Origin of the sequence: Brevundimonas sp. PWP3-1b1 (genome assembly GCF_049896065.1) — a bacterium.
GTDB lineage: Bacteria > Pseudomonadota > Alphaproteobacteria > Caulobacterales > Caulobacteraceae > Brevundimonas > Brevundimonas intermedia_B.
The window spans coordinates 656772-678383 of the sequence record NZ_JAFCTO010000002.1 but is presented as its reverse complement, the minus strand read 5'-3'; the positions used below and the strand labels follow the sequence as shown (position 1 = coordinate 678383).

Annotated in this window: 15 protein-coding genes and 1 pseudogene; 12 read left to right on the top strand and 4 right to left on the bottom strand. The window is 65.0% G+C overall.

What is annotated here, in order from left to right; all coding sequences use genetic code 11:
• Nucleotides 1–8 precede the first annotated feature (8 nt).
• From ACP69V_RS15160 to ACP69V_RS15150, 3 genes are all read left to right on the top strand, one after another.
• Entirely contained in the window at nucleotides 9–2390 is a 2382-nt protein-coding gene (locus ACP69V_RS15160; protein ID WP_426024587.1) for a FecR domain-containing protein, read from the top strand.
• Nucleotides 2391–2446: 56 nt separating this feature from the next.
• Nucleotides 2447–4777 (top strand): EAL domain-containing protein, encoded by a 2331-nt coding sequence (locus ACP69V_RS15155; protein WP_426024586.1) that lies wholly within the window; start codon nucleotides 2447–2449, stop codon nucleotides 4775–4777.
• A gap of 523 nt (nucleotides 4778–5300) precedes the next feature.
• Nucleotides 5301–6011 carry a hypothetical protein gene (locus ACP69V_RS15150; protein ID WP_426024718.1) on the top strand — a complete coding sequence of 237 codons (711 nt, stop codon included), beginning with the start codon at nucleotides 5301–5303 and terminating at the stop codon, nucleotides 6009–6011.
• Nucleotides 6012–6107: 96 nt separating this feature from the next.
• On the opposite strand, the pseudogene ACP69V_RS15145 reads toward ACP69V_RS15150, so the two are convergent.
• Nucleotides 6108–6368 (bottom strand): annotated as a pseudogene (locus ACP69V_RS15145) (Arm DNA-binding domain-containing protein); the annotation flags it as partial.
• Between the two features lie 1052 nt (nucleotides 6369–7420).
• On the opposite strand from ACP69V_RS15145, the gene ACP69V_RS15140 reads away from it, so the two are divergent.
• From ACP69V_RS15140 to ACP69V_RS15115, 6 genes are all read left to right on the top strand, one after another.
• Complete coding sequence (locus ACP69V_RS15140; protein WP_426024585.1) at nucleotides 7421–7927, top strand: hypothetical protein; 507 nt, start codon at nucleotides 7421–7423, stop codon at nucleotides 7925–7927.
• Nucleotides 7928–8184: 257 nt separating this feature from the next.
• A complete protein-coding gene (locus tag ACP69V_RS15135) occupies nucleotides 8185–8970 on the top strand; it encodes a hypothetical protein (protein WP_426024584.1) in 786 nt (261 codons plus the stop codon).
• Between the two features lie 74 nt (nucleotides 8971–9044).
• Nucleotides 9045–9776 (top strand): hypothetical protein, encoded by a 732-nt coding sequence (locus tag ACP69V_RS15130; protein WP_426024583.1) that lies wholly within the window; start codon nucleotides 9045–9047, stop codon nucleotides 9774–9776.
• A 181-nt stretch (nucleotides 9777–9957) separates the two neighbouring features.
• Complete coding sequence (locus ACP69V_RS15125; RefSeq protein WP_426024582.1) at nucleotides 9958–10815, top strand: hypothetical protein; 858 nt, start codon at nucleotides 9958–9960, stop codon at nucleotides 10813–10815.
• Entirely contained in the window at nucleotides 10812–13511 is a 2700-nt protein-coding gene (locus ACP69V_RS15120) for a hypothetical protein (RefSeq protein WP_426024581.1), read from the top strand. The genes ACP69V_RS15125 and ACP69V_RS15120 overlap by 4 nt, the downstream gene beginning before the upstream one ends.
• A 31-nt stretch (nucleotides 13512–13542) precedes the next feature.
• Complete coding sequence (locus ACP69V_RS15115; protein WP_426024580.1) at nucleotides 13543–14457, top strand: hypothetical protein; 915 nt, start codon at nucleotides 13543–13545, stop codon at nucleotides 14455–14457.
• Nucleotides 14458–14533: 76 nt separating this feature from the next.
• On the opposite strand, the gene ACP69V_RS15110 is transcribed toward ACP69V_RS15115, so the two are convergent.
• The 3 genes from ACP69V_RS15110 to ACP69V_RS15100 form a co-directional block, all read right to left on the bottom strand.
• Nucleotides 14534–14956 (bottom strand): hypothetical protein, encoded by a 423-nt coding sequence (locus tag ACP69V_RS15110; RefSeq protein ID WP_426024579.1) that lies wholly within the window; start codon nucleotides 14954–14956, stop codon nucleotides 14534–14536.
• A gap of 609 nt (nucleotides 14957–15565) precedes the next feature.
• Nucleotides 15566–16309: a sulfite exporter TauE/SafE family protein gene (locus tag ACP69V_RS15105; RefSeq protein WP_426024578.1), complete on the bottom strand. Its 744-nt coding sequence runs from the start codon at nucleotides 16307–16309 to the stop codon at nucleotides 15566–15568.
• 12 nt (nucleotides 16310–16321) lie between these two features.
• Nucleotides 16322–17332, bottom strand: coding sequence for a LacI family DNA-binding transcriptional regulator (locus ACP69V_RS15100; protein ID WP_426024577.1), 1011 nt, complete (start codon nucleotides 17330–17332; stop codon nucleotides 16322–16324).
• Nucleotides 17333–17460: 128 nt separating this feature from the next.
• On the opposite strand from ACP69V_RS15100, the gene ACP69V_RS15095 reads away from it, so the two are divergent.
• The 3 genes from ACP69V_RS15095 to ACP69V_RS15085 all read left to right on the top strand — a co-directional run bounded on the left by ACP69V_RS15095 (nucleotide 17461) and on the right by ACP69V_RS15085 (nucleotide 21434).
• Nucleotides 17461–18411, top strand: a complete 951-nt coding sequence (locus ACP69V_RS15095) for a dihydrodipicolinate synthase family protein (RefSeq protein ID WP_426024576.1) — start codon at nucleotides 17461–17463, stop codon at nucleotides 18409–18411.
• Nucleotides 18412–18585: 174 nt separating this feature from the next.
• Nucleotides 18586–19857, top strand: coding sequence for an Nramp family divalent metal transporter (locus ACP69V_RS15090; RefSeq protein ID WP_426024575.1), 1272 nt, complete (start codon nucleotides 18586–18588; stop codon nucleotides 19855–19857).
• A gap of 101 nt (nucleotides 19858–19958) precedes the next feature.
• Entirely contained in the window at nucleotides 19959–21434 is a 1476-nt protein-coding gene (locus tag ACP69V_RS15085) for an alginate export family protein (RefSeq protein ID WP_426024574.1), read from the top strand.
• Nucleotides 21435–21612: the final 178 nt, after the last annotated feature.

The following is a 21612-nucleotide window of genomic DNA, read 5'->3' as shown; positions in this document are numbered from 1 at the left end:
AGTTTTTGGTGGCCAAGCGATACGCAATACTATTCGCAATAATTCTATTCTGTGTACGATATCCGACACAAGCTTGGGCCGACGAGTGGCGCGTCCGGGAAATCTCGGGCGTTGTTCGCGTGGCCATACCGGCACGCCCGGTCGCCAGCGGCACGGTCGGCCTGGTGTTGCCGACAGGTACGAGCGTCACGACGGGCGGGAACGGCCGCGCGCTCATTACGAATGGGGACCAACGAGTCACAGTCGGTCCGAACAGCCGCACGACCCTGGCTCCGGAGGCCGGGGGCATGACCCGGGTTCTGCAGGATCTGGGGTCGGCCTTGTTCCAGGTCGATCGTCAACGTCGTCCGCATTTCCGGGTCGAGACGCCGCTGCTGGCCGCCGTGGTGAAGGGCACGACCTTCACCGTCACGGTCGATCCGATGGGCGATCGCGTCCACGTCGCCGAAGGTCTGGTTGAGGTTCGCTCGAACAGCGGAAATGCGGTCAGCGACGTAGCGGCGGGGGCCACGGCGCTCGTCCCTCGTCAACAACCCACCGCCGTCGAGCTCACGGCGCCCGCGACGACCGTTCCGGCTGAAACCCTCCCAGTCGCGGCGCCGGGACTGGATTACGAAGCTCTGACGGACGGCCTCGTCCAGAACACGCCGGGCACCGCACCGGTCGCGGTTGCGGCCAGCGGTTCCACAGCCCCGGCTACAACACCAAGCGCGTCGAACACACCGGCGACGACCACGCCCAACGGGACTCCGGCTCCATCGACGGCGTCGTCGGCTCCCGTTGGCAATGGAGCCAATGGCGGCGTCGGTACGACTGGAAATTCCGGCGGTATTGCCGGAGGAAACCCGACGGGTCCGACCAACAACGGCGGAGGAGGCAGCCCCGGCAATGGAAACGGCGGCGCTCCTGGCAACTCAGGCAATGGCGCCAATCCTGGCGCCCCAGCGAGTGGTGGTTCCGGCAATCCTGGAAATGGCGGGACGGTCCAGAATCCTGGTAATGGTAACGGCGGTAATGGATCCGGCGGCAACCCCGGCGCTGGTGGTCCAGATGGAAACCCAGGCGCCGGTGGACCGGGCAGTAATCCGGGTAACCCCGGTAACGGCGGGCCGGGCGGCAATCCGGGCAACCCCGGCAATGGCGGCCCCGGCGGGAATCCCGGAAACCCGGGCAACGGAGGACCGGGCGGCAATCCCGGCAACGGTGGGCCAGGCGGCAACCCCGGTAATGGCGGACCGGGCGGCAATCCGGGCAACCCCGGCAATGGCGGCCCCGGCGGGAATCCCGGCAACCCCGGCAACGGCGGACCGGGTGGAAATCCCGGCAGCCCCGGCAACGGTGGGCCAGGCGACAATCCCGGCAACCCCGGTAACGGCGGGCCGGGCGGCAATCCGGGCAAACCCGGCAATGGCGGCCCCGGCGGGAATCCCGGAAACCCGGGCAACGGCGGACCGGGCGGCAATCCCGGCAACCCCGGCAACGGTGGGCCAGGCGGCAACCCCGGCAACCCCGGTAATGGCGGACCGGGCGGCAATCCGGGCAACCCCGGCAACGGCGGCCCCGGCGGGAATCCCGGAAACCCAGGCAACGGCGGACCGGGTGGAAATCCCGGCAACCCCGGCAACGTTGGGCCAGGCGACAATCCCGGCAACCCCGGTAATGGCGGACCCGGCGGGAATCCCGGAAATCCAGGCAACGGCGGACCGGGTGGAAATCCTGGCAACCCGGGCAGTGGTGAGCCAGGCGGCAACCCCGGTAATGGCGGGCCAGGCGGAAATCCGGCCAACCCCGGCAACGGCGGCCCAGGGGGCGACCCTGGCAATCCCGGCAACGGCGGACCGGGCGGCAATCCGGGCAATGGCAGCGGAGGGGGCGACCCTGGCGGCAACCCGGGCAACGGCAACGGTGGCGGCAACCCGGGGAACGGCGGGCCTGGAGGGAATCCAGGCGAAGGCAACGGCGGTGGCAACCCTGGAACCGGCAACGGAGGGGGCGACTCTGGCGGCGGCCCGGGCAACGGCGGACCGGGCGGCAATCCGGGCAATGGAAGCGGAGGGGGCGACCCTGGCGGCAACCCGGGCAACGGCAACGGTGGTGGCAACCCGGGGAACGGCGGGCCTGGAGGGAATCCAGGCGAAGGCAACGGCGGTGGCAATCCGGGCAACGGTAACGGAGGGGGCGATCCTGGCGGCAATCCGGGCAACGGCAACGGTGGCGGCAACCCCGGCAACGGCAATGGAGGCGGAAACCCCGGCGAAGGCAGACCTGGAGGCAAGCCCGGCAACGGCGATCCCGGCGGTCCTGGAAACGGCAACGGCAACGGCGGGGGCTCCGGCAATGGCGGACCGGGCGGCAAGCCTAAAGGCGGCCCACCGCCCCAGGCGATGTGACCATGAGAATGGCTGATCTGATGCGGTCCGCCCGGGCCCGCGCGGGTGTCTTGAGTTTGCTGATTCTCTGCGTCGTGGCGACGGGGGTGTCTGTCGGCGTCTTCCGCCCGATCGACGACGTCATCGCCGCAACCCGTTTCGCGATCTTGGACCGGCAAGGCGGACAGACGCTCACCGTCGTCGAAATCGATTCAAAGAGTCTCGCCGACGCCGGCGCCTGGCCGTGGGACCGACGGCGATACGCCCAGGCGATCGACAACCTCTTCGAGGCGGGCGCGACGCTGGTCGCTATCGATGTCGATTTCAGCGCGCCTTCGAACCCAAGCTCGGACGCGGCGCTCGCTGCGGCCGTCTCACGGCGCCCCGGCCAGGTGGCCCTCGCCACGTTCGAGCAGATGGACTCGTATGGCGCGGGAGAGCGTCGGGTCTGGGGCAATCGCCCGATCGCGCCGCTGCTGAAGGATTCCCTCCTCGCTTCGGTCAATGTGCCGGTGGATGGCGACGGACGGGTACGCCATTACGACTATGGCGGCCCAGACGACAGTCCGCCCTCGGTGGCTGCGTTGATGGCCGGCGCGCCGAAACGCGATGGGGCCTTTACCGTCGATTTCGGGATCGACCAGGCGTCGATCCCCCATGTCAGTTTCGAGGACATCTACCAAGGACGGTTCGATCCGTCTCTGGTGCGCGGCCGGACGGTGATGATCGGCGCGACCGCCCTGGAGCTGGGCGATGAATTTGCCACGCCCGTGGGTCTGCTGCCGGGCGTGATCATTCACGCGCTCGCCTACGAGAGCCTGGCCGGCGGACGTGCTCTGATGAGCCTCAGCCCATTGGCCCTTCTGTTGCTGTGCGGTCTGCTGGTGCTGACGCTTCAGCCCGTGCGTGTCGGCGGCTCTGCGCTACGCGGGTTGGTCCTTCGCCATCTGACCGCGCTGGCGCTCATCGTCGTGACGCCCACGCTCTTGCAGTGGCGACTGCCGGTCAGCATCGATGTCGCCGCTCTTCTCGGAACCCAGGTCCTGATGGTCATATGGGCGACCCGAGTTGAACTCAGCCGTCAGGCCCGGGCCATCGTCGATGCGCGCGAGGCGGGCCTGATCCATCTGGCGATGCACCAGCCGGAGACGGGGCTTCCCAACCGTCGCGCCCTGATCGCTGACATTGAGCGAAAGATCACGGCGTCTGAACTCAGCGTGGCCGTGTTCGCGATCGGGGTGGATCGTCACGCCGAGATGCGGGGCGTGGCCGGCTACGACATCGCCAACAAACTGATGGTTCAGTTGGCGGAGCGAACCGCCGCGCTCGCGGACGTGGGTCTGGTCGCCCAGCTATCGTCATCTGTCCTGGCCTTTTCACGGGCGGATCTCTCCGCCGACGCCCAGCGGGAGCTTGCCCAAACCCTGCGGGCGCTGGAGACGACCTTCACCGTCGAAGGCCAGCCGCTCGATCTTTTCGTCCGGGTCGGCAGCGCGTCCCTGGACACCGCGTCGGCGAGCGGCGACGCCCTGATCGAGCGGGCGACGACAGCCCTGAACCACGCCGGCCAATCGGACGACCGAACCGTCGTCTATGACGAGGCGAGCTTTGTTGATCCGGACAACAATCTGGCCTTGATGTCCGAACTCCGAGACGCACTGCGCGCCGGCGACATCAGCCTGCACTACCAGCCCAAGCGCAAGACCTCGGACGGGCGGACGGCGTCGGTCGAGGCGCTGTGCAGATGGCATCACCCTGTCCGCGGACGGATCGGACCGGACCTGTTCATCCCCATCGCCGAGCAGACGGGACAGATAAGGGCGCTCACCGAATGGAGCGTCGCAAAGTCGATCGAGGACCAGCGAGACCTTCGCAAACTCGGGTTTGAGGTTGCGATCGCTCTGAACGTGTCAGGGCGACTTCTCGTAGACGACGCTTTCCGCAAACAGGCTCTGGATCTCATCGACGGCAGCGGAGCCGACCTCATCTTCGAGATCACCGAGACCGCCGTCATCGAAAACCCAAAAATCGCAGCCGAGGCGATCGCGGTCTACCAGGCCGCAGGCGTCCGCATCTCGATCGACGACTACGGGTCCGGCCTATCGTCGCTCGGATATCTGAAGATGCTCAATGCCGACGAGCTCAAGATCGACCGCTCCCTGGTGCTCGATGTCGTCGAAAGTCAGCGCGATCGACTGATCCTCAAATCGACGGTCGATCTGGCGCATGGTCTGGGCATGACGGTCGTCGCCGAGGGCGTGGAGACCGGCGAGATGTTCGCCGCGCTGGCGTCCCTCGGCTGCGACACGATTCAGGGCTATTGGGTCTCCCGGCCGCTGCCCCGTGAAGAGCTGCAGAAGTTCCTTATCCGCGCTGACCAAGGGGATGCCGTGGCGACCGCCGGATAGCTGTTGCGCCATGATCACCCGCGCGGACGGATCGGCGCTAGGTTCCTGGCGCGGCCGATGCGGCGCGCTTGACCATAAGCTTGGGTTGCTGAGCCTCAATGTCCGCGATCGCATCATACTGGAAGGCCAGCCGCATGAGACCTTGGCGATGCTCCATGACTGAAGCGCCGCACGCCAGCGCTCGGGCGGTGGTAGCTCGCTGTCGGTTATAGCTCGTCGCTTTCCCCATCGGCTGAGAACGCCATCACCACCCGATCGATCCATAGTCCTTTCGATCCAATAGCGGCGGAAGCGACGCGCGCCGCTACGGCGGATATGGAGCGTTTGTCCGGCTCGATCGACTTTGCGCGGCTGCGCCGTGTGAACGGCGTGGCTCAATCCCGTCAACGAGGATCAATCACGGGAGTCGATGCGCACAGCGACAGGGTGGCAGGGCAAGATAAAATCCGGCCTGCGATCCTTGGAACTCGCCGGCCGGGTACATCGGTGAAGGCGAAGGGTTTCGAGGGCGCGGGAGCCTTTCATGACCGAGCCGAGAGAACCTGAAGACTACGGCTTCAAGCCGCCGATGACAGCGCGGCGGGAGACGCCGCCGACCTGGAAAGTCGGGCGTCTGGTCAGCCGGGCGACGCCGTCGATGCCGCCGCGTGCGAGAGCGCGACATTTCGCTTCGAAGGGCGCTGTCCAGCGCGTCCGTCAGGTTCGTTCAGCGGCGGGCGGAATGCGTCGGGTGATGGTCAAGGTGCGGGTCGTGCCGATGACGCCGGGCGCGAAAAAAGCGCTGATGACCCATGTCCGCTATGTGGCCCGCGAGGGGGCTGGGATCGAAGGTGAGCAGGGTCGTTTCTTCGATGCGCGCGAGGATGCGGTGGACGCGTCCGGCTTCGCGCGGCGCTGCGAAGGGGATCGGCATCACTTCCGGATCATCGTCAATCCGGAGGACGGGCGCGACCTCCCCGACCTGAAGGCCTTCACGCGCCGGTTCATGGACCAGGTCTCGACCGACATGGGCACGCCGCTGGAGTGGGTGGCGGGAGAGCACTACGACAGCGCCGGGGCCGCCTCGGATGATGGCTCTGCCTCGCGATTTGGTTCGAACGTCCTTGGCGGTCTTGCCGGTGAGAACATCGGCTTGGAGTTTTTCCAGGTCGCGGCGGGTCAAGTCACGCGCCAGACGATGACCCAGAAGGGGACTGACATGCCGGTTCAGGACGGACGTGTCGCCGGCCCATGACGACTCCCGCTTGTTGGGTTTCGCAATGCGTCCTTCGTGGAGGTAGGCCTGGATCAGTTCGTTGACCGTTATCGCCTCATTGGACGCCCGCTTGGCCTGCATGGGGTCATGCCCCGCCTTGACCTGACGCAGCATTTCGGACGCGGCGTCACGCGCCTCTTCGACAGTGTGAGGGCTCCCGACCCGGCCGAGGGTGTGGCGGCGGACGGCAGAGCCCATGCGATATTTGAGGATGAAACTCTTGGTGCCTGACCGTCGGACCCGAACACCAAATCCGAGGACGATCGAGTCCCAGACGAAGGCTTCGGCGTCGTCGGTCTGCAATGCGTCTATCAATCGCTTTGTGAGCTTAGGCATCCGCTTCGCCCTCAATTTTCCGGCCCGTTTCTGGGACCCGCATGGGACCCGAGAGGCGGGATTTCGCGGCGATTTCTGGAAATAGCCAGCAGCGACCAATTTCCCTTTTACCCGTTGCAGAACAAGAGGATGGGTGGTTGTTTGGGGTTACTGCTGGTTGCTCCTGATTGCTGCCTGGGTCGGCTACGAATCTGGGGGTCGGGCGTTCGAATCGCTCCGGGTGCGCCACTTTTTGCCGTGAAGGAGGAGATGCTGGGCCGAAACCCGGCGTAGAGCCGGCGCTTGCCCGATCCTAACATCACGGCGTGACAAGCCGTCTGCCATTCTCGACCGGTCAACTACAGGCGATCTTAGGGGTGTCCCTCTACACGGGGCGCCGTGACGATGGGAACGGCTACGCCACACCCGGCCCGGAGCGGCCGAAGAACGCCCGTTTTGGATGCCCCGCTGTCGATGTTCGGCGGCTTGCGCCTAAACGAGGCGTGCCAACTCGATGTCGCCAACATCAAGCGCATCGACGACGTAGCCTGTTTCGTATCACCAAGCGGTCAAAGGACGATCATACCGACAAGCGGCTGAAGACATCATCTCAAGTTAGGCGGGCTGCCAGGTGTGCAGCCTCGCTGAAAACGTATCATTTTGGTACAGCCCTGATATCGGCTTTGGCAATTCATTAGCGGCTCAAATCCAAGTTTCGCCGTGGAACTAAGGCCGTCGTCAACCATCGCATCCATGGCTGGCGAGTGAAGCAAATTGCTTTTCACACCTCGGAAAGCCAACGCCCGCGCCATCTCGTCATTGGCCTCACACAATCCGTTGCATAACGCCGCTCTTAGGAGTAAATCGACCGCCGTTAACCTTTTGTTAACCAAGGCGTGCCTGGCGCCCGAGCGTGTCGATTCGGGATGGCACGGCTTTTGGAAGGGGTGGGGCGAACCGTCGGGGTGACGGGCCGTCCAGGGGACGGAAACGGGGTCGGGGCAATGTATAATAGGTCAAAGCCATTCCGCTCGTCGGCATGCCGCCTGAGCGTCGCCGTCGGTGCGGCTGTAATGATGATCGCAGCCGCCAGCTCGCCGGCACTGGCTAAGCCTGTCGCCGACAATCTGGACGTGGGCAAGACGCTGAACGTCACAGTGACCGGCCAGATCACAGCACGCTGCGAGATCCAGGGCGGCGGCGACATCGACTTCGGCGAACTGACGGGCGGCGAGCACGCCACGGCCCTGTTCGGCCTCGACTGCAACGTCCCGTTCGATCTGGGTGTCAGCTCGGCGCGGGGCGGTCTGGCCCACGTCAGCAAGCCGCAGGGCGAGGGGCCGTTCTCGGGCGTGCTTCCTTATGACGTGACCCTGACCGTGCCGACCCTGCGCCCGGAGCCGCGCGTGGTGCGCGCCAGCTTCAGCAGCAGCGACCATACCGGACTGCTCAGCAGCGGCGACGGCATCGCAGCGGGCGGCGGCAAGATCGAGTTCCGCACGAGACGGCCTGCCGGTGCGGGGCTCCTGGCCGGACAATATACGGAAACCTTGACGGTGACGGTGACGCCGCGCGTCTGATTGGTTTGGCAGAGAATTCGTTCTCTCCACTGAAGATTGACGTATTGATCTTCACTGGAAGACGGATCAGTTGTGCTTTAATTGAGTAAAACTATAGTTTTCACCTGTGAGGTGAATCTAACACAAATCACACCTAACAATGTTTTTTACTGTTGACGTGCTTGTTAGGTCGGCGTTAACTCCTCCCGATCGGACGGGGAGGGACTGCCGCCTCGATCGAGTTTTATTTGCGAAATCATTCGCTTGGAGAGACTGAAATGAAAAAGTTCGCTTCCCTGATGGCCGGCGCCGCTGCGCTGGCTCTGATCGCCGCTCCGGCCATGGCCGACAGCATCTATCAAGGCTCGGTGACGACCCAAGGCTTCTTCGGCGGTACTTATTCCGGTAGCATCCAAGGTACGGGTTTGGGCAACGCTATCGGTCTTGGTGCGGTAGCCGCCGCTGACTTGCTGAATCCCGGTCTCAACAGCAACACCTCGCTGATCGTGATCTCGGGTTCTTCGGCCGGCAACAACGGCACGGCTTCGACGAGCGACGGTGCGACCTTCACCCTGAAGGGTGCTGTTTCGACGGACTGCGCCTATTACACGGGCAACGCCTCGACCACGATCGACTTCGGCACCATCGGCATCTACGCCTCGGACAACACCGGCCCGGCCAACGCCTTTGACATGACCGCCCCGGCGAACGTGTCGATCGACACCAACCTGGCCGGCTGCAACACCTCCAACACCGTCACCGTGTCCAAGAACGACATCCGCGGCCTGGTGAACAACTCGGGCGCCGGTTACGACTCCAACGTCTTCCAGGCCAACCTGCCTTACTCGGTCACCGGCTCCTACACCGCCGGCGCCGTCGGTTCGGCCGCTCCGGCCAGCCAGGGCAACTACATCAGCCTGGCGACCACCGCCAACTCCACCAGCGCCAGCCACGGCGCCTGGAAGTCGGCCATGTCGCTCGACGTCGCCATCCCGGTCCCCTCGAAGTCGCTGCTCGCCGGCGCCTACGAAGGTCAACTGACCGTCGCCATCCAAGCCTTCTGATCTTCAGAACGACTTGAGACCAAAGGGCGCCGGCATCCTGTCGGCGCCCGTTTCTCTTCCTAGGAAACATCACTGTGAAGCTTAACGCTCTCCTCGTCGGCGTCGCCGCTCTGGCCATCGCCTCCGCCGCTCAAGCGGACACCATCAAGTTCGGCAGCCGCACGAATGACGCGGGTGTCGATTACGCCTCGATCAAGGCGACCGACTACAGCGCTGCGACCAACGCCGGACACAGCTTCTCGGCCTTCGCCGTCCAAGGCGGTTCGGCCGGCAACAACGGCACGGCTTCGACGAGCGACGGTGCGACCTTCACCCTGAAGGGCGCTGTTTCGACGGACTGCGCCTATTACACGGGCAACGCCTCGACCACGATCGACTTCGGCACCATCGGCATCTACGCCTCGGACAACACCGGCCCGGCCAACGCCTTTGACATGACCGCCCCGGCGAACGTGTCGATCGACACCAACCTGGCCGGCTGCAACACCTCCAACACCGTCACCGTGTCCAAGAACGACATCCGCGGCCTGGTGAACAACTCGGGCGCCGGTTACGACTCCAACGTCTTCCAGGCCAACCTGCCTTACTCGGTCACCGGCTCCTACACCGCCGGCGCCGTCGGTTCGGCCGCTCCGGCCAGCCAGGGCAACTACATCAGCCTGGCGACCACCGCCAACTCCACCAGCGCCAGCCACGGCGCCTGGAAGTCGGCCATGTCGCTCGACGTCGCCATCCCGGTCCCCTCGAAGTCGCTGCTCGCCGGCGCCTACGAAGGTCAACTGACCGTCGCCATCCAAGCCTTCTGATCTTCAGAACGACTTGAGAGACGAGGACAGGGGGGCTTCGCGCCCCCCTGTTTTCGTTTCGGTTACCATTGTTACGCCATGCTGTCGAAAGCTGGCGCGACGCTTGCAGAGGTTCCGGCGCGACGGCTCGCGACGGGATTCTCAAGCCGACGCCAGATCGGTCTTCGGGGGAAATACGACCATGTTGTCATCACTGAGCGTCCGCGCGGGACGGCCGATCGCCATGGCGATCGGTGTTCTGTTCGCCGCGGTCCTCGTCCTGGCCATCGCCGGCGCGGCGTGGGCCATGCGGGTGTCGCCCATGGTGTCCGAACTGACGACAACCGGCGCCGGCTCCGCCGCCCGGATCGAGGTCGGCAACGTCGGCTCCGCAGCCCTGCCGTTCGAGACGCGTATCACCCGGATGGAGATCGACGCCGACGGCAGTATGACCGAGACCGACGCGGACGAGGACTTCCTGGTCTTCCCGCCGCAAGGCCTGGTGCCGGTCAATGGCCGCCAGGTTGTGCGGGTCCAGTGGGTCGGCGAGCCGAACATCGACACGTCGCGCGCCTATTATCTGTGGGTCCGTCAGCTGCCGGTCGTCACCGATCCCAACGCCACGCCGGAGAGCGGCGGCGCCGTTTCGGTGCAGGTGCTCTACACCATGAAGGCGCTGATCGTGGTCGCGCCGCCCGGAGCGGAACCCAAGGTCGAGGTGGTGTCGGTCACCCCGGCCATGGTCAGTCCGCCGGCGCCCGAGATCGATCCCAGCCTGTCGAACGGTCAGGCGGCGCCTCCGCCCCCCGAAGAGCCGGGCGTCGAGATCGTCGTCTCCAACACCGGCAAGCGTTACGCCCTGATGAGCGGCGCGACCTGGATCCTGGAAGGGACCGATGCGTCGGGCCAGCCTTTCCGGCGCGAATATGAAAGCGGCGAAGTCTCCAAGACCGTGGGGGTCGGATATCTGGCGCCCGGCGGCGGCAAGCGGACCTTCAAACTGCCGACGGGCGTCGCCCTCGATCCCGCCAAGCCCGTGACGTTGCGGTTCGGACGATGAGAACGCTGGGGGGAGGCGTTTCGGCGGTCGCATTGGCCTGGGGGCTGGCGTGCGTGCCGGATTCGGCGGCCATCGCGGCGGTGCGGGCCGCGCACCAAGCCTATGCCGAAGCCGCGCAGACTGCCGAAGACGTCACAGCGGCCCTGAACCGCGCCAGCCTGCAAGCCGCCGAAGCCGCCGTCACTGCGGTTCAAGCCGCCCAAGAAACCGTGCAAGCCGCAGCCGCAACGCCCGCAGCGCCCCCTTCGACGTCCCCGCCGACGACAACGGCTGCTGCGCCGCCGCCGGCCGCACCCGGTCGCCGCGACATCAATCCCTACGACCGCGACATCCCCATGACGGTGCCGCTGAACTTCAACAGTCGTGTTCTGGGCGAACTGCCGGTCGTGCTGACGCGCGACGACCGCTTCATCGTCGACAGCTCCGGCTTCAAGACGTTGATCGACCCTCTGCTGACGCCGGAGGCGCAGGCCGAACTGACGGCCCATCTGCAAGGCGTCAGCTCCTTCGCGCCGGAGGAGATCAACGACACCGGGATCCAGCTCGACTACGATCCTGAGCAGTTGGCTGTGCTGGTGCTGCGGATCGACCCGACCAAGCGGTCTGTGGAGTCGCTTTTCCGAGGCGGCAGTCCGGAAGAGCCGGGCCAGGCTCCGGAGCCGTTCAGCGCCTATCTGAACGCCAACATCGCGGTCCAGCGTCGGGAATCGACAGGCGACGTGGATACGCCCAGCGTGTTCCTGAACGGCGCCGTCCGTTACAAGAGCCTGGTGTTCGAGGCGGACGTGCAGGGGCGCGAGGACCTGTTCACCGGCGAATACAATGTCGAGCGGCGCTACGCCCGCTTCGTCTATGATCAGCCCGAGGATTTCCGTCGCTGGTATCTGGGCGATCTGGAACCTGAGATCCGCGGCCGCCAGGGCTTTTCCGAGCTTGGCGGCGTCGGCGTGTCGCGCCAGCGCATGCGTTTCGATTCCTTCCGCAACAATGTTTTGGCCGGGGGCCGGCAACTGGTGCTGCAGGAAGCCTCCACTGTGCGCGTGCTCAGGAACGGCGTCTTCGTCCGCGAATTCCGCCTGGATCCTGGCCAGTACGATCTGACCAATCTGCCGCTCGAAACCGGCTCGAACGACATCCAGCTGGAGATCCAGAACGACTCCGGCCGGGCCCAGACGGTCTCCTACAGCGCCTATCTGGACGCGATCGAGCTGGAGCCGGGCGACTACGAATACGGGGCCTACGTCGGCGCGATCAACAACGGCATCTTCGGCTCGCCCGACTATTCCGACGGCCGTATCGCCTTCACCGGCTTCTGGCGCAAGGCGTTCGAGAACCGTCCGGCGATCGGCGTTGGACTGCAGGCGTCGGAAGACGCCCAGACCCTCTCGGGCCAGAGCCAGATCATCCTGCGGAACGGCGCGCGCGTTCGTCTCGATGCGGCGGCCAGCAACGGCGATCCCGGCGCCGGCTACGCCTTCGCGCTCGGCTATGACCACATCGTCGATCTGGGCGACACCTATGACAGCTGGACGGTGGTCGCGGACTACACCTCAGAGGACTTCGCCACGATCGGCAATCCCACGGCGCAGAACCCGACATCCTGGATCTTTTCCGGCGGCTATTCGCACCAGTTCTCGCAGGACTGGCTGGCCAACGTCAGCGCCTCGTACCGGATGAGTCGCAGCGAGGTGATCGACGATTCCTATTCAGTCAACGCCACCAGCACCTACCGCTTCGCCCGCGACTGGAGCGCCCAGGTCGGCCTGGAGTATTCGGATTTCGGCGCCAGCTTCGGCGGCTTTGAATCCGCCGGCTTCGGCGCCACCTTCGCATTGATCTGGCAGCCCCGTTACGACCGCCGGGCCGAGGCGCGCTACAGTTCGGCGCGCAATAGCGGCAGCGTTCGCTTCCAGCAGTCGACAGAGAACCGCGTGGGTTCCTACGGCTATTCGGTGGCCTCGACCTATGACGACGGGCCCTCGACCCTGTCGGGCCAGCTCGACTATATCGCCAACCGGTTCGATGCGAGCCTGAGCCACACGGCCTTCGGCAACGACTTCTCCGACATCACCCAGGAGCAGGTCACCACCTTGCGGGTCGGTTCGTCGATCTCGACCACAGGGGGCAAGGCCGCCGTGGGCCGCAACATCTACGACAGCTTCGCCATCGTCTATCCGCACAAGTCCATCGACGACCATCCGGTCATCGTCGGCGACAGCTTCCAGGGCGGCCGCTACACCGGCCGCAGCGGACTGCTGGGCGGCGCCGTGGCCAACAATCTGACGGCCTACGTCAATCAGTCCGTCCGATACGACGTGCTGAACGCCCCGCTGGGCTACAATATCGGCGACGGCATCGCGCGTGTTCGCCCCACCTACAAGAGCGGCTACGCCATCCAGGTCGGCAGCGCCAAGTTCGTCAGCGCCCTGGGCCGGCTGGTCGGCAACGCCAACCGTCCGGTCTCCCTGATGTCCGGTCGCGTCCGTCCCGTTGACGATCCGAACGCCGAACCCGAGCTGTTCTTCACCAATTCGGTCGGACGTTTCGCGGTGCAAAACCTGGAGCCGGGCAAGCGCTACCGCGTCGAGCTGTTTTCCAGCCCTGCCCTGGGCTTCGAGTTCACCGTGCCGGAAGACAACGAGGGCCTGCTCGATCTACAGATCGTGACCGTTCCTCTCGACGTGCCTGAAGACTAAAGCCCCAGAGACCACAGCCGAGGAGGCTGAAATGTCCCGTAATCGTACATCCGCCCTGCTTCTGGCCGCCGCTGCGGCGACCGCCGCCCTGCTAGGCGCAGCGCCTAGCCAGGCGCAGACTGACGGTTGCCGCTTGGTGATCGAATCCGGCGCGGACCAGTGGTTGTTGCGCTACGAGCCGTTCGATCAGGACGTGGCGCTGCAGGAATTCGACGTCGCCGTGGTCAACCATGGGGATGCGCCGTGTTCAACCGTGAGTCGGGTCGAATTGCGGGGCGAACCGTTCGGACTGACCAATGGGGCCGGGGCGCAGCGGATGCCCTATGCACTCGTTGACGAGCGCGGCGGCACGGATGTGACGCCCCGCGCCGGTCAGAGCGCGCGTCGTGTCGGCGTGCGGCCGCTGAACCTGGCGCCCGGCGAACGCGGTCTAATGCGGTTCTCCTTCACCGCAGCGCCGTCAGAAGCCCTGTCGGCAGGCCTGTATTCTCAGAGCGCCTTCATCAATCTGGAAACCACAGACGGTCAGCCACTGGCGGAAAAGCCCGTCACCCTGAGCCTGCAGGTCCCATCTGCCGCCGTCATGGGTCTGAAGGGTGAGTTTCGTCGCAGTGGCGGCATGCCCACCATCGACCTGGGGGAGTTGACCCAGGGCGTGCGCCAACTGCGCACCACCCTCTATGTGCTCAGCACTGCCGGTTACAGCGTGTCGGTCGCGTCCCAGAACCGAGGTCGCCTGCGCCAGGGCGCTAGCGAATGGTACGTGCCCTACAGCCTAGCGCTGGGAGATCGCGACATGGACCTGTCGCGTGGAGGCCGGGTGGACGTGGTGTCGCGTCGTGCGCGGCTGGACGACTATCCGCTGACCATCAATGTGGGCAGCACGACCGGCAAGCGCGCCGGCGACTATTCCGATATCCTGACCTTCACCGTCGCCGCCCTTTAGTGCGGGCACAATTGAATAGAGGCGGGGGCGTTGCGCGTCCCCGCCTCTATTCAATCTCAGACAATGTCGCTGTCGATCAGATCGGCTGGATCGTCAGGGCCAGAATCAGCGGTTGGTCCAGTTCGACTTCATCGAAGCGATAGGACACCGAACGGATCGTTGCGATGCTGGAGCGGCGCAGGATCTGACCCCCGGACTTGTCCAGATCGAACATCCTGTCGCCATAGAACATGACGGCCTTTTCGGTCAGCGACAGCGGACGATATTGAGCCGAGACGGTGAAGCCGCCCGGGCTGTTGCAGGCCTCGACCACCTCGCCAGAGCGACCGCTCGCCGCCATCACCGGGGAAGTCGGCTTGACCCAGCAGGCGACGGGCACGGTGGCGCGCAGGCGATAGGTGCCGCCTGCCGTAGGGCCGGCCAGAGCGGGCGCGGCGGCTGCGATCAGGCCTAAGCCGAACGTGGCGCCGACGATAACGCGAAGGATACCTTGGGTCATGGACCGTTCCGATCTGCACATTGCAGATGAACAATAGAACGCTGGCTATTAAGTTCAGGCGATCGAACACGCCTAACGGCCCCTAAACCATAACGCCGACGACAGGTGGGTGAGAGTAAGTTGACTGCATCGTTGGAATGACTCGGCCTAGCCAAGTCCGGGGAGCTATCGAACAGGTGGATCGTCATCAGCATGACGTTTACTCGGGCCTAATGCTACTGCGATGAGCTTGGTGACTTATCCAGTTCATCCGAACGTTTAGCTAGAAACCCTGGCAGCTCTAGGATTAGCACCTAACGGCCGTGATCGGCTGCCAATGGACCGGTGCGCGGAAGTGAGCGCCGCAGTGGCTCAGCGAAGGTCGCCTTTCCGGAGCGAGGTTCGTGTTTGGAATGACCCATATGCGACTTACGCTGCCCATCCGACAGTCGCTGAATGGTTCTCGGCATCGTCCACGGCGGCGCACCTACGACAAACCTCGCTCAAGCCATCTGTGATGCGTTTCATTACGACGGGGGCTCACTCGTTCAGACATTCCAGATGGCTGGGGCAGGCCGACAGGCGACTGGTGTGATCTGCTTACAATGTCGAATAAGCTACGCCTTCATTTCAGCCGCGAACGGCTCTCGTCGCCATTTCTAAGCCAAGGAGGGCGATGGCGATGAAGAACAGGCGGCGGAATAGGGCTTGCGAGATGCGGCGGCGCAGAGACTGACCGGCGATCATGCCGGCGATCGCAGGGATCGTCGCTGCAATGGAGATCAGGCCCATAGCGGGCTGGAATGCGCCATGCCAGGCCAAGCCGATCGCAAGGGCGAGGCTTGAGACGGTGAACGACAGGCCCAGGGACTGGACAAGGTCGTCCTTGGACAGGTCGAGCGACTGAAGGAAAGGGACCAGCGGTACGACCGCAGCACCGGTCGCGCCCGTGATCGCACCCGTGAAAAGACCTGATATCGGCGCGAGGCGGCGCTCCCATAGCGGCGAAAGGCTGAATGGCCGCGCCAGTAGGCCATAGGCTGCGTAAAGCGCGAGCACGATCCCCAGGGCGCCCGTGATTTGGGCGGCGTCCAGTCTTACGATCAGACTTGTGCCCGCAAGGGTCGCTGTGAACGTCAGGACCAGCATGAGCCCGAAACGTTTGGCCAGAAGCCCCAAGCGTCCGCCGCTGAAGAGTTGCCAGACATTGGTCAAGAAGGTGGGGACGGTCGCCAGGCTGGCGGCAGTCAATGGCGACAGCAGCGCGCCCAGAAGTCCCATCACGACAGTCGGCAGGCCCATGCCGGACACGCCCTTGACGCAACCGGCGGCGAAGAAGGCGGCCGCGATGAGGGCGAGTGTGGTCGGCTCCATCTGATCTGGACTCTAGAGGCGCCGCGTCGACTGTCTTGGGATCAGGGTTGGCGCTGTCCGAACGATCAGCTCGGCTGGATCGTCGCTGTCGAGCAGCAGGTTCACCGCAGCCGCGGCGATCTGATCGAAGGGCGTACGCACCGTCGTCAAGGGCGTGGGCAGGTGACTGACGATCGGGATGTCGTTGTAGCCCACCACCGAGATGTCGCCGGGCACCGACACGCCGAGCTGGGCGAGCGCCGACAGGGCGCCCATGGCGGTGTTGTCGTTGATTGCGAAAATGGCCGTGGGCGGATACGCCAGGGTCATCAGCTCGCGCGCCGCCAGATGGCCCGCGTCCAAGCCGAAGGTGGATGGCACGATCCATTCCGGCTGAACGACGAGGCCGGCTTCCTCCATCGCGCGGCGATATCCCTCGACCCGGCTGACTGCGCTGGATGTGTCGGCGGGCCCGGCGATGACGCCGATGCGCTGGTGTCCCAGGTCGATGAGGTGGCGTGCGGCGAGATAGCCCCCCAGAGCGTCGTCGCCCACCGATGACGGATGCACGCCGTCCGTGCGCAGGGCGAGCACGAAGCGGACGCCCTGGGCCGACAGCTTGTCGGCCAGGCCGTCGCCGGTCCGCGTCGTCGCCAGCACCAGCCCGTCAACGCCGCGCGCGAGCAGCATGTCGACAGCGCGCTGATTTGCGGCCGGCTCGTCGTTGCTCGTGGCGACGATAGTGAATCGATCGGCGCGGCCGGCTGCGCGCGCGAGGGATTCGTACAACATCGCCATCACCGTATCGGTCAGGCGCGGCACGATCACGCCGATCGTGCCGGTCGAGCCTCGACGCAGATTGGCGGCCGAGGCATCGCGGACATAACCAAGCTCTGTCGCCACGCGACGGACCAGACGGGCGGTCTCGCTGTTGGACGGTGATCGCTCGTCAAGAAAACGCGACACGCTGCTCTTGGACACCCCGGTTGCTCGGGCGATATCCAGAATGGTCACGCGGCCCGTTTCACCGCGCCGCTCACGCATGTCGATGCTCTGATTTCATGACGTCTCCTGCCAGAACGCTTGACCCGGACAAACTCGGATGTAAAGTGGGAACGTTCCCGGCATCGTTCCCTATTTGCGATCCCCATAAGAAACCCAGAGAGGAAATCATGAGCGTCATGGACCTGCGCGGCCTCAGCCCCGCCCCCGTCACCGTCTTCACCCGCGATGGCGAGGTCGATTACGCCGCCAATGCGCAGCTGGCCAAATGGCTGGTGTCCATCAAGGGCGTGAAGAGCCTAGTTATCCTGGGCCATGCCGGCGAAGGCACCTTCCTGACCGTCGAAGAGCGCCTGAAGCTGATCGAGACCTATGCCGAGGCGGTCGACGGCGCCGTGCCGATCATCGCCGGCATCACGGGCGAAGGCACCCGCGTCGCCGCACAGGAGGCCAAGGCCTCCAAGGCCGCCGGCGCGACGGGCGCCCTGGTCTATCCGAACCACGGCTGGCTGCGGTTCGGCTTCCAGAAGGGCGCGCCCCAGGACCGCTACAAGGCCATTTGGCAGGAGTCAGGCCTGGAGTGCATCCTGTTCCAATACCCTGACGCCACCAAAGCCTCATATGATCTGCAAACCCAGATCGACATCGCCACTCAGGATGGCGTCGTCGCCACCAAGAACGGCGTGCGCAACATGAAGCGCTGGTACACCGAAATCCCAGAGATCAAGAAGGCCGCCCCCGAGCTGCAGGTTCTTTCCTGCCACGATGAGTGGTTGCTGCCGACCATGTTCGACGTCGACGGCCTGTTGGTCGGCTACGGCAACATCGCACCCGAATTGCTGGTTCAGTTGATCGAGGCCGGCAAGGCTCAGGACTATCCTGAGGCGCGCCGCATCTTCGAACAACTGCTGCCGGTGACCAAGGCCGTCTATCACCGGGGTTCGCACATGGAGGGCACGGTCGCCCTCAAGCTGGGTCTGGTGAAGCGCGGCGTGCTGGACCACGCCACCATCCGCGAGCCGCTCAAGAACCTGGGCGAAGCGGCGGAGCGGGAGATCTTCGCCGCCTTCGATGCGGCCGGGATCGGTCCGGTCTCCGCCTCGGCCATCGCCGCCGAATGAGTTGATGAGGTCCTCGCGCCGCAGGGTGCGGGGACCTTTTGCTTCCGGGGTGGTCCCGCACCGGCCCTGGAACGCGTATCACCGCACGGATGGCTCCAAAGAAGCGTCACTGTGCAAGGGAGAAACAGCCAGGCGTCGACCGGTCCGAGGATCGTCGCGCCCGAAAGGAAAGTCATGTCGCATCGTGACGTCGTGGACGCGGCTCCACCCGTGCTCTCGCCGAAAGTCGCTTCAAATCGGTCGCTGGTGGCCAAGCTGGCGCTGATCGGCCCTGCCTTCATCGCCGGCGCCTGGCAGTTCGGGCCCGGCAATCTGACCTCAGCGATCGAGGCGGGCAGCGCCTTTGGTTACGCCCTCATCTGGGTGATCCTGGTCTCGACCGTGCTGATGATCTTCTTCACCGACATGAGCGTGCGGGTCGGGATCGCCTCGCCACTGTCCATGATCGGCACCATCAAACAGACGCTGGGAAGGCCGGTCGGTGTGCTGGCCGGCTGTGGCGTCTTCTTCATCACCCTGTGTTTTTCGGTCGGCAATGCCGCTGGCTCGGGTCTGGCCCTGTCGATGTTGTTTGGCGGCAGCGCGGTGTTCTGGACGCTGCTGGTCACCGTGGCGGTCGGGTTCGTTCTGCTGGTCCGCAATGTCTACAAGACGGTCGAGCGCGCGCTTCTGGTGCTGGTGGCGTTGATGGCGGTGGGCTTTGTCGGCAGCGCCTTTCTCGCACGCCCGGACTGGGCGGCCGGTGTGTCGGGCATGCTGCCCAGCTTCCCCGTCGGCGCTGAACTGCTGATCGTCGCCCTCGTCGGCACCAACTTCTCGATCAACGCCGCCTTCTTCACCAGCTACGCCACCAAGGCGCGCGGTATTCGCCGGGATGAATATGCGGACGCGACCTTGTCCGACACCATCCCGGGCATCGTCGCGCCCGGCATCATGACCGCCCTTGTCATCATGGTTGCGGCGGCCGTGCTGGGTCACACCGGACAGCGCGTCGAGACCCTGCCGCAACTGGCCAGCGTCTTCGAACCTCTGGCCGGTCAGGTCGGCTATTATGTCTTCGTCACAGGCTTCTTCGCCGCCGCCTTCTCCTCGATGCTGGCCAACGCCACGGCGGGTGGCACCCTGTTGTCGGACGGCCTCGGCTGGGGCGGATCGTTCGATTCTCTGCGGACCAAGATCCTGGTGGGATGCGTCCTGCTCTTCGGCGTGCTGGTGGTGACGTTCGCACCCGGCTCGCGGATCCAACTGATCATTCTGGCCCAGGCCATGACCGTGCTGGTCGCGCCCATGCTGGGTGTTCTGCTGGTCCTGACGGCCAACAACAGTCTGCTGGGCGACCTGCGCAACAGGTGGTGGCACAACCTGTTCGCCGGCGTGGGGCTGATCTCCATCTTCGCCACCAGCGTCCTGCTGATCCTCAGCCTCACGGGCGTCATCGCGCGCTGACCGCGCCGGCCCGCGCCTGCCTCCTCCCCGGAGTTCCCCGCCGGATCACAGACGTCCGGCGGGGCGGGCGAAGCGAAAACAAGACACCAGGAGACGAGACCATGACGGTTCGTAAAGACCGGCGCGGGATGCGCCGTGGGCGCCATGCCGCCCTGACCCTGCTTGCGCTGGCCGCGGTGCCGGCTTCCGCGAAGGCCCAGGGCGCTGAGGCTTCTGCGCCCTATCCCCGCGCCGCCATCGGCGTCGGTTCGATCGCCGGCGGCTATGCCGAGGCGCGCTGGGCCGAGGACTGGTCCGCCTTGCGCGACCCGGAACGGCGCAAGGATGTTTTTGATCGGCTGAAATACATTCCGTTGTCGCAAGATGGCGAGGTCTGGCTCAGCCTGTCGGGCGAGATGCGGTTGCGTACGGCCCTGACCACCAGTCCCGGCCTTCGCGAGGGCGCAGATCAGCGGCTGGACACCCTGCGCCTTGTCGGCGGCGCGGACTTGCACATAGGCCCTCATCTGCGCGTCTTCGGCGAACTGGCGCACGGCGGTGCGGGCGGCGACAACTATGGCAATCCGGTCGGCGCTATTCGCAACGATCTGGCCGTGAGCCAAGCCTTCGTCGATGTGACCGGAGAGCTCGGCGGACGCGAGGTCGGCGTCCGCTATGGCCGCCAGTTCTTCATCGACGGCTCACCCTATCTGATCAGCACCCGTAACGGCGCGACCCTGCTCACCCCCTTCAATGGGATCCGGGGGTGGGTGAGGGGCGAGCACTGGCGCGCCGACCTGTTTGATCTGCGTCCGACCCGTCTGGGGACCGGAGACGTGTCCGATGACCGAACAGACGAAGCCCGACGGTTCAGCGGTCTGAATGTCAGCACCCAGGTTCCGAGCGACTGGTTCGGCGGCTCGAAGCTGTATTTCGATCCTTTCGTCTGGCGCTACAGTCAGGACGCGCGTCGCTGGGGCGCCGAGACGGCTAAGGAAGAGCGGACCTATGTCGGCGCCCGTCTGTGGGGCGAAGCCGGGCCGGCGCAACTGGACTGGACGCTGGCGCGCCAGACCGGTCGCTTCGGCGATCGCGATATCGAGGCGTTGCAAGTGTTTACGACCCAGAGCGTGCGGGCGGGCCAAGGAGCCGGTGCGCCGCGTATCAGCCTGCGCGTAGACTATGGCTCAGGCGGCGGCGCCTATGACGGCGGCGTGATCCGCAACGCCTTGACCCCGCAGGGCGTGCCGATCTTCTACAGCTACCAGAACGTCTTCAACCCGGTGAACATGATCGCGGTCGCGCCGGGCGTCACGGTGCGCAAAGGCAGGACCAGCGTCACGGGGGAGGTCCAGTTCACCTGGCGCGCGTCGGAACGCGACGCCGTCTATCGAGCCACCGACCTGCCCTATGTCGGCACCGAGCTAGTGGAGGGCCGCCGTGTCGGCGAAGTCTGGAAGCTGCAACTGGCGCACGCGATCTCTCCCAGGACCAGCTTGATCGCCCGCTATGAGCACCTGACTGCCGGATCGGTGCTCAAGGATGCCGGCTACGAGAGCTCGGACTATCTGACGGCCTGGGTGAACTTTAAATTTTGAATCGCATGGCGGTTACTAGGTTCTTTGGGCTTGCTGCTAGCAGCATCGAGTTGGACTCAACGTCGCCTTTAAGGCTGAAGCACAATGTCCGCTCATGGCGGATTTCTAACCTACGCGGCCCACCCGACGGTCGCTGAATAGTTCACAGGATCATCCAAAGCGCGCCATCATTCTTTAA

Bases quoted from the DNA above. Each gene is read 5' to 3' on its own strand.
- ACP69V_RS15140 (WP_426024585.1), top strand. From the start codon at position 7,421: ATGATGATCGCAGCCGCCAGCTCGCCGGCACTGGCTAAGCCTGTCGCC.
- ACP69V_RS15120 (WP_426024581.1), top strand. From the start codon at position 10,812: ATGAGAACGCTGGGGGGAGGCGTTTCGGCGGTCGCATTGGCCTGGGGG.
- ACP69V_RS15135 (WP_426024584.1), top strand. From the start codon at position 8,185: ATGAAAAAGTTCGCTTCCCTGATGGCCGGCGCCGCTGCGCTGGCTCTG.
- ACP69V_RS15125 (WP_426024582.1), top strand. From the start codon at position 9,958: ATGTTGTCATCACTGAGCGTCCGCGCGGGACGGCCGATCGCCATGGCG.
- ACP69V_RS15150 (WP_426024718.1), top strand. From the start codon at position 5,301: ATGACCGAGCCGAGAGAACCTGAAGACTACGGCTTCAAGCCGCCGATG.
- ACP69V_RS15100 (WP_426024577.1), bottom strand. From the start codon at position 17,332: ATGCGTGAGCGGCGCGGTGAAACGGGCCGCGTGACCATTCTGGATATC.
- ACP69V_RS15085 (WP_426024574.1), top strand. From the start codon at position 19,959: ATGACGGTTCGTAAAGACCGGCGCGGGATGCGCCGTGGGCGCCATGCC.
- ACP69V_RS15095 (WP_426024576.1), top strand. From the start codon at position 17,461: ATGAGCGTCATGGACCTGCGCGGCCTCAGCCCCGCCCCCGTCACCGTC.
- ACP69V_RS15115 (WP_426024580.1), top strand. From the start codon at position 13,543: ATGTCCCGTAATCGTACATCCGCCCTGCTTCTGGCCGCCGCTGCGGCG.
- ACP69V_RS15090 (WP_426024575.1), top strand. From the start codon at position 18,586: ATGTCGCATCGTGACGTCGTGGACGCGGCTCCACCCGTGCTCTCGCCG.
- ACP69V_RS15110 (WP_426024579.1), bottom strand. From the start codon at position 14,956: ATGACCCAAGGTATCCTTCGCGTTATCGTCGGCGCCACGTTCGGCTTA.
- ACP69V_RS15105 (WP_426024578.1), bottom strand. From the start codon at position 16,309: ATGGAGCCGACCACACTCGCCCTCATCGCGGCCGCCTTCTTCGCCGCC.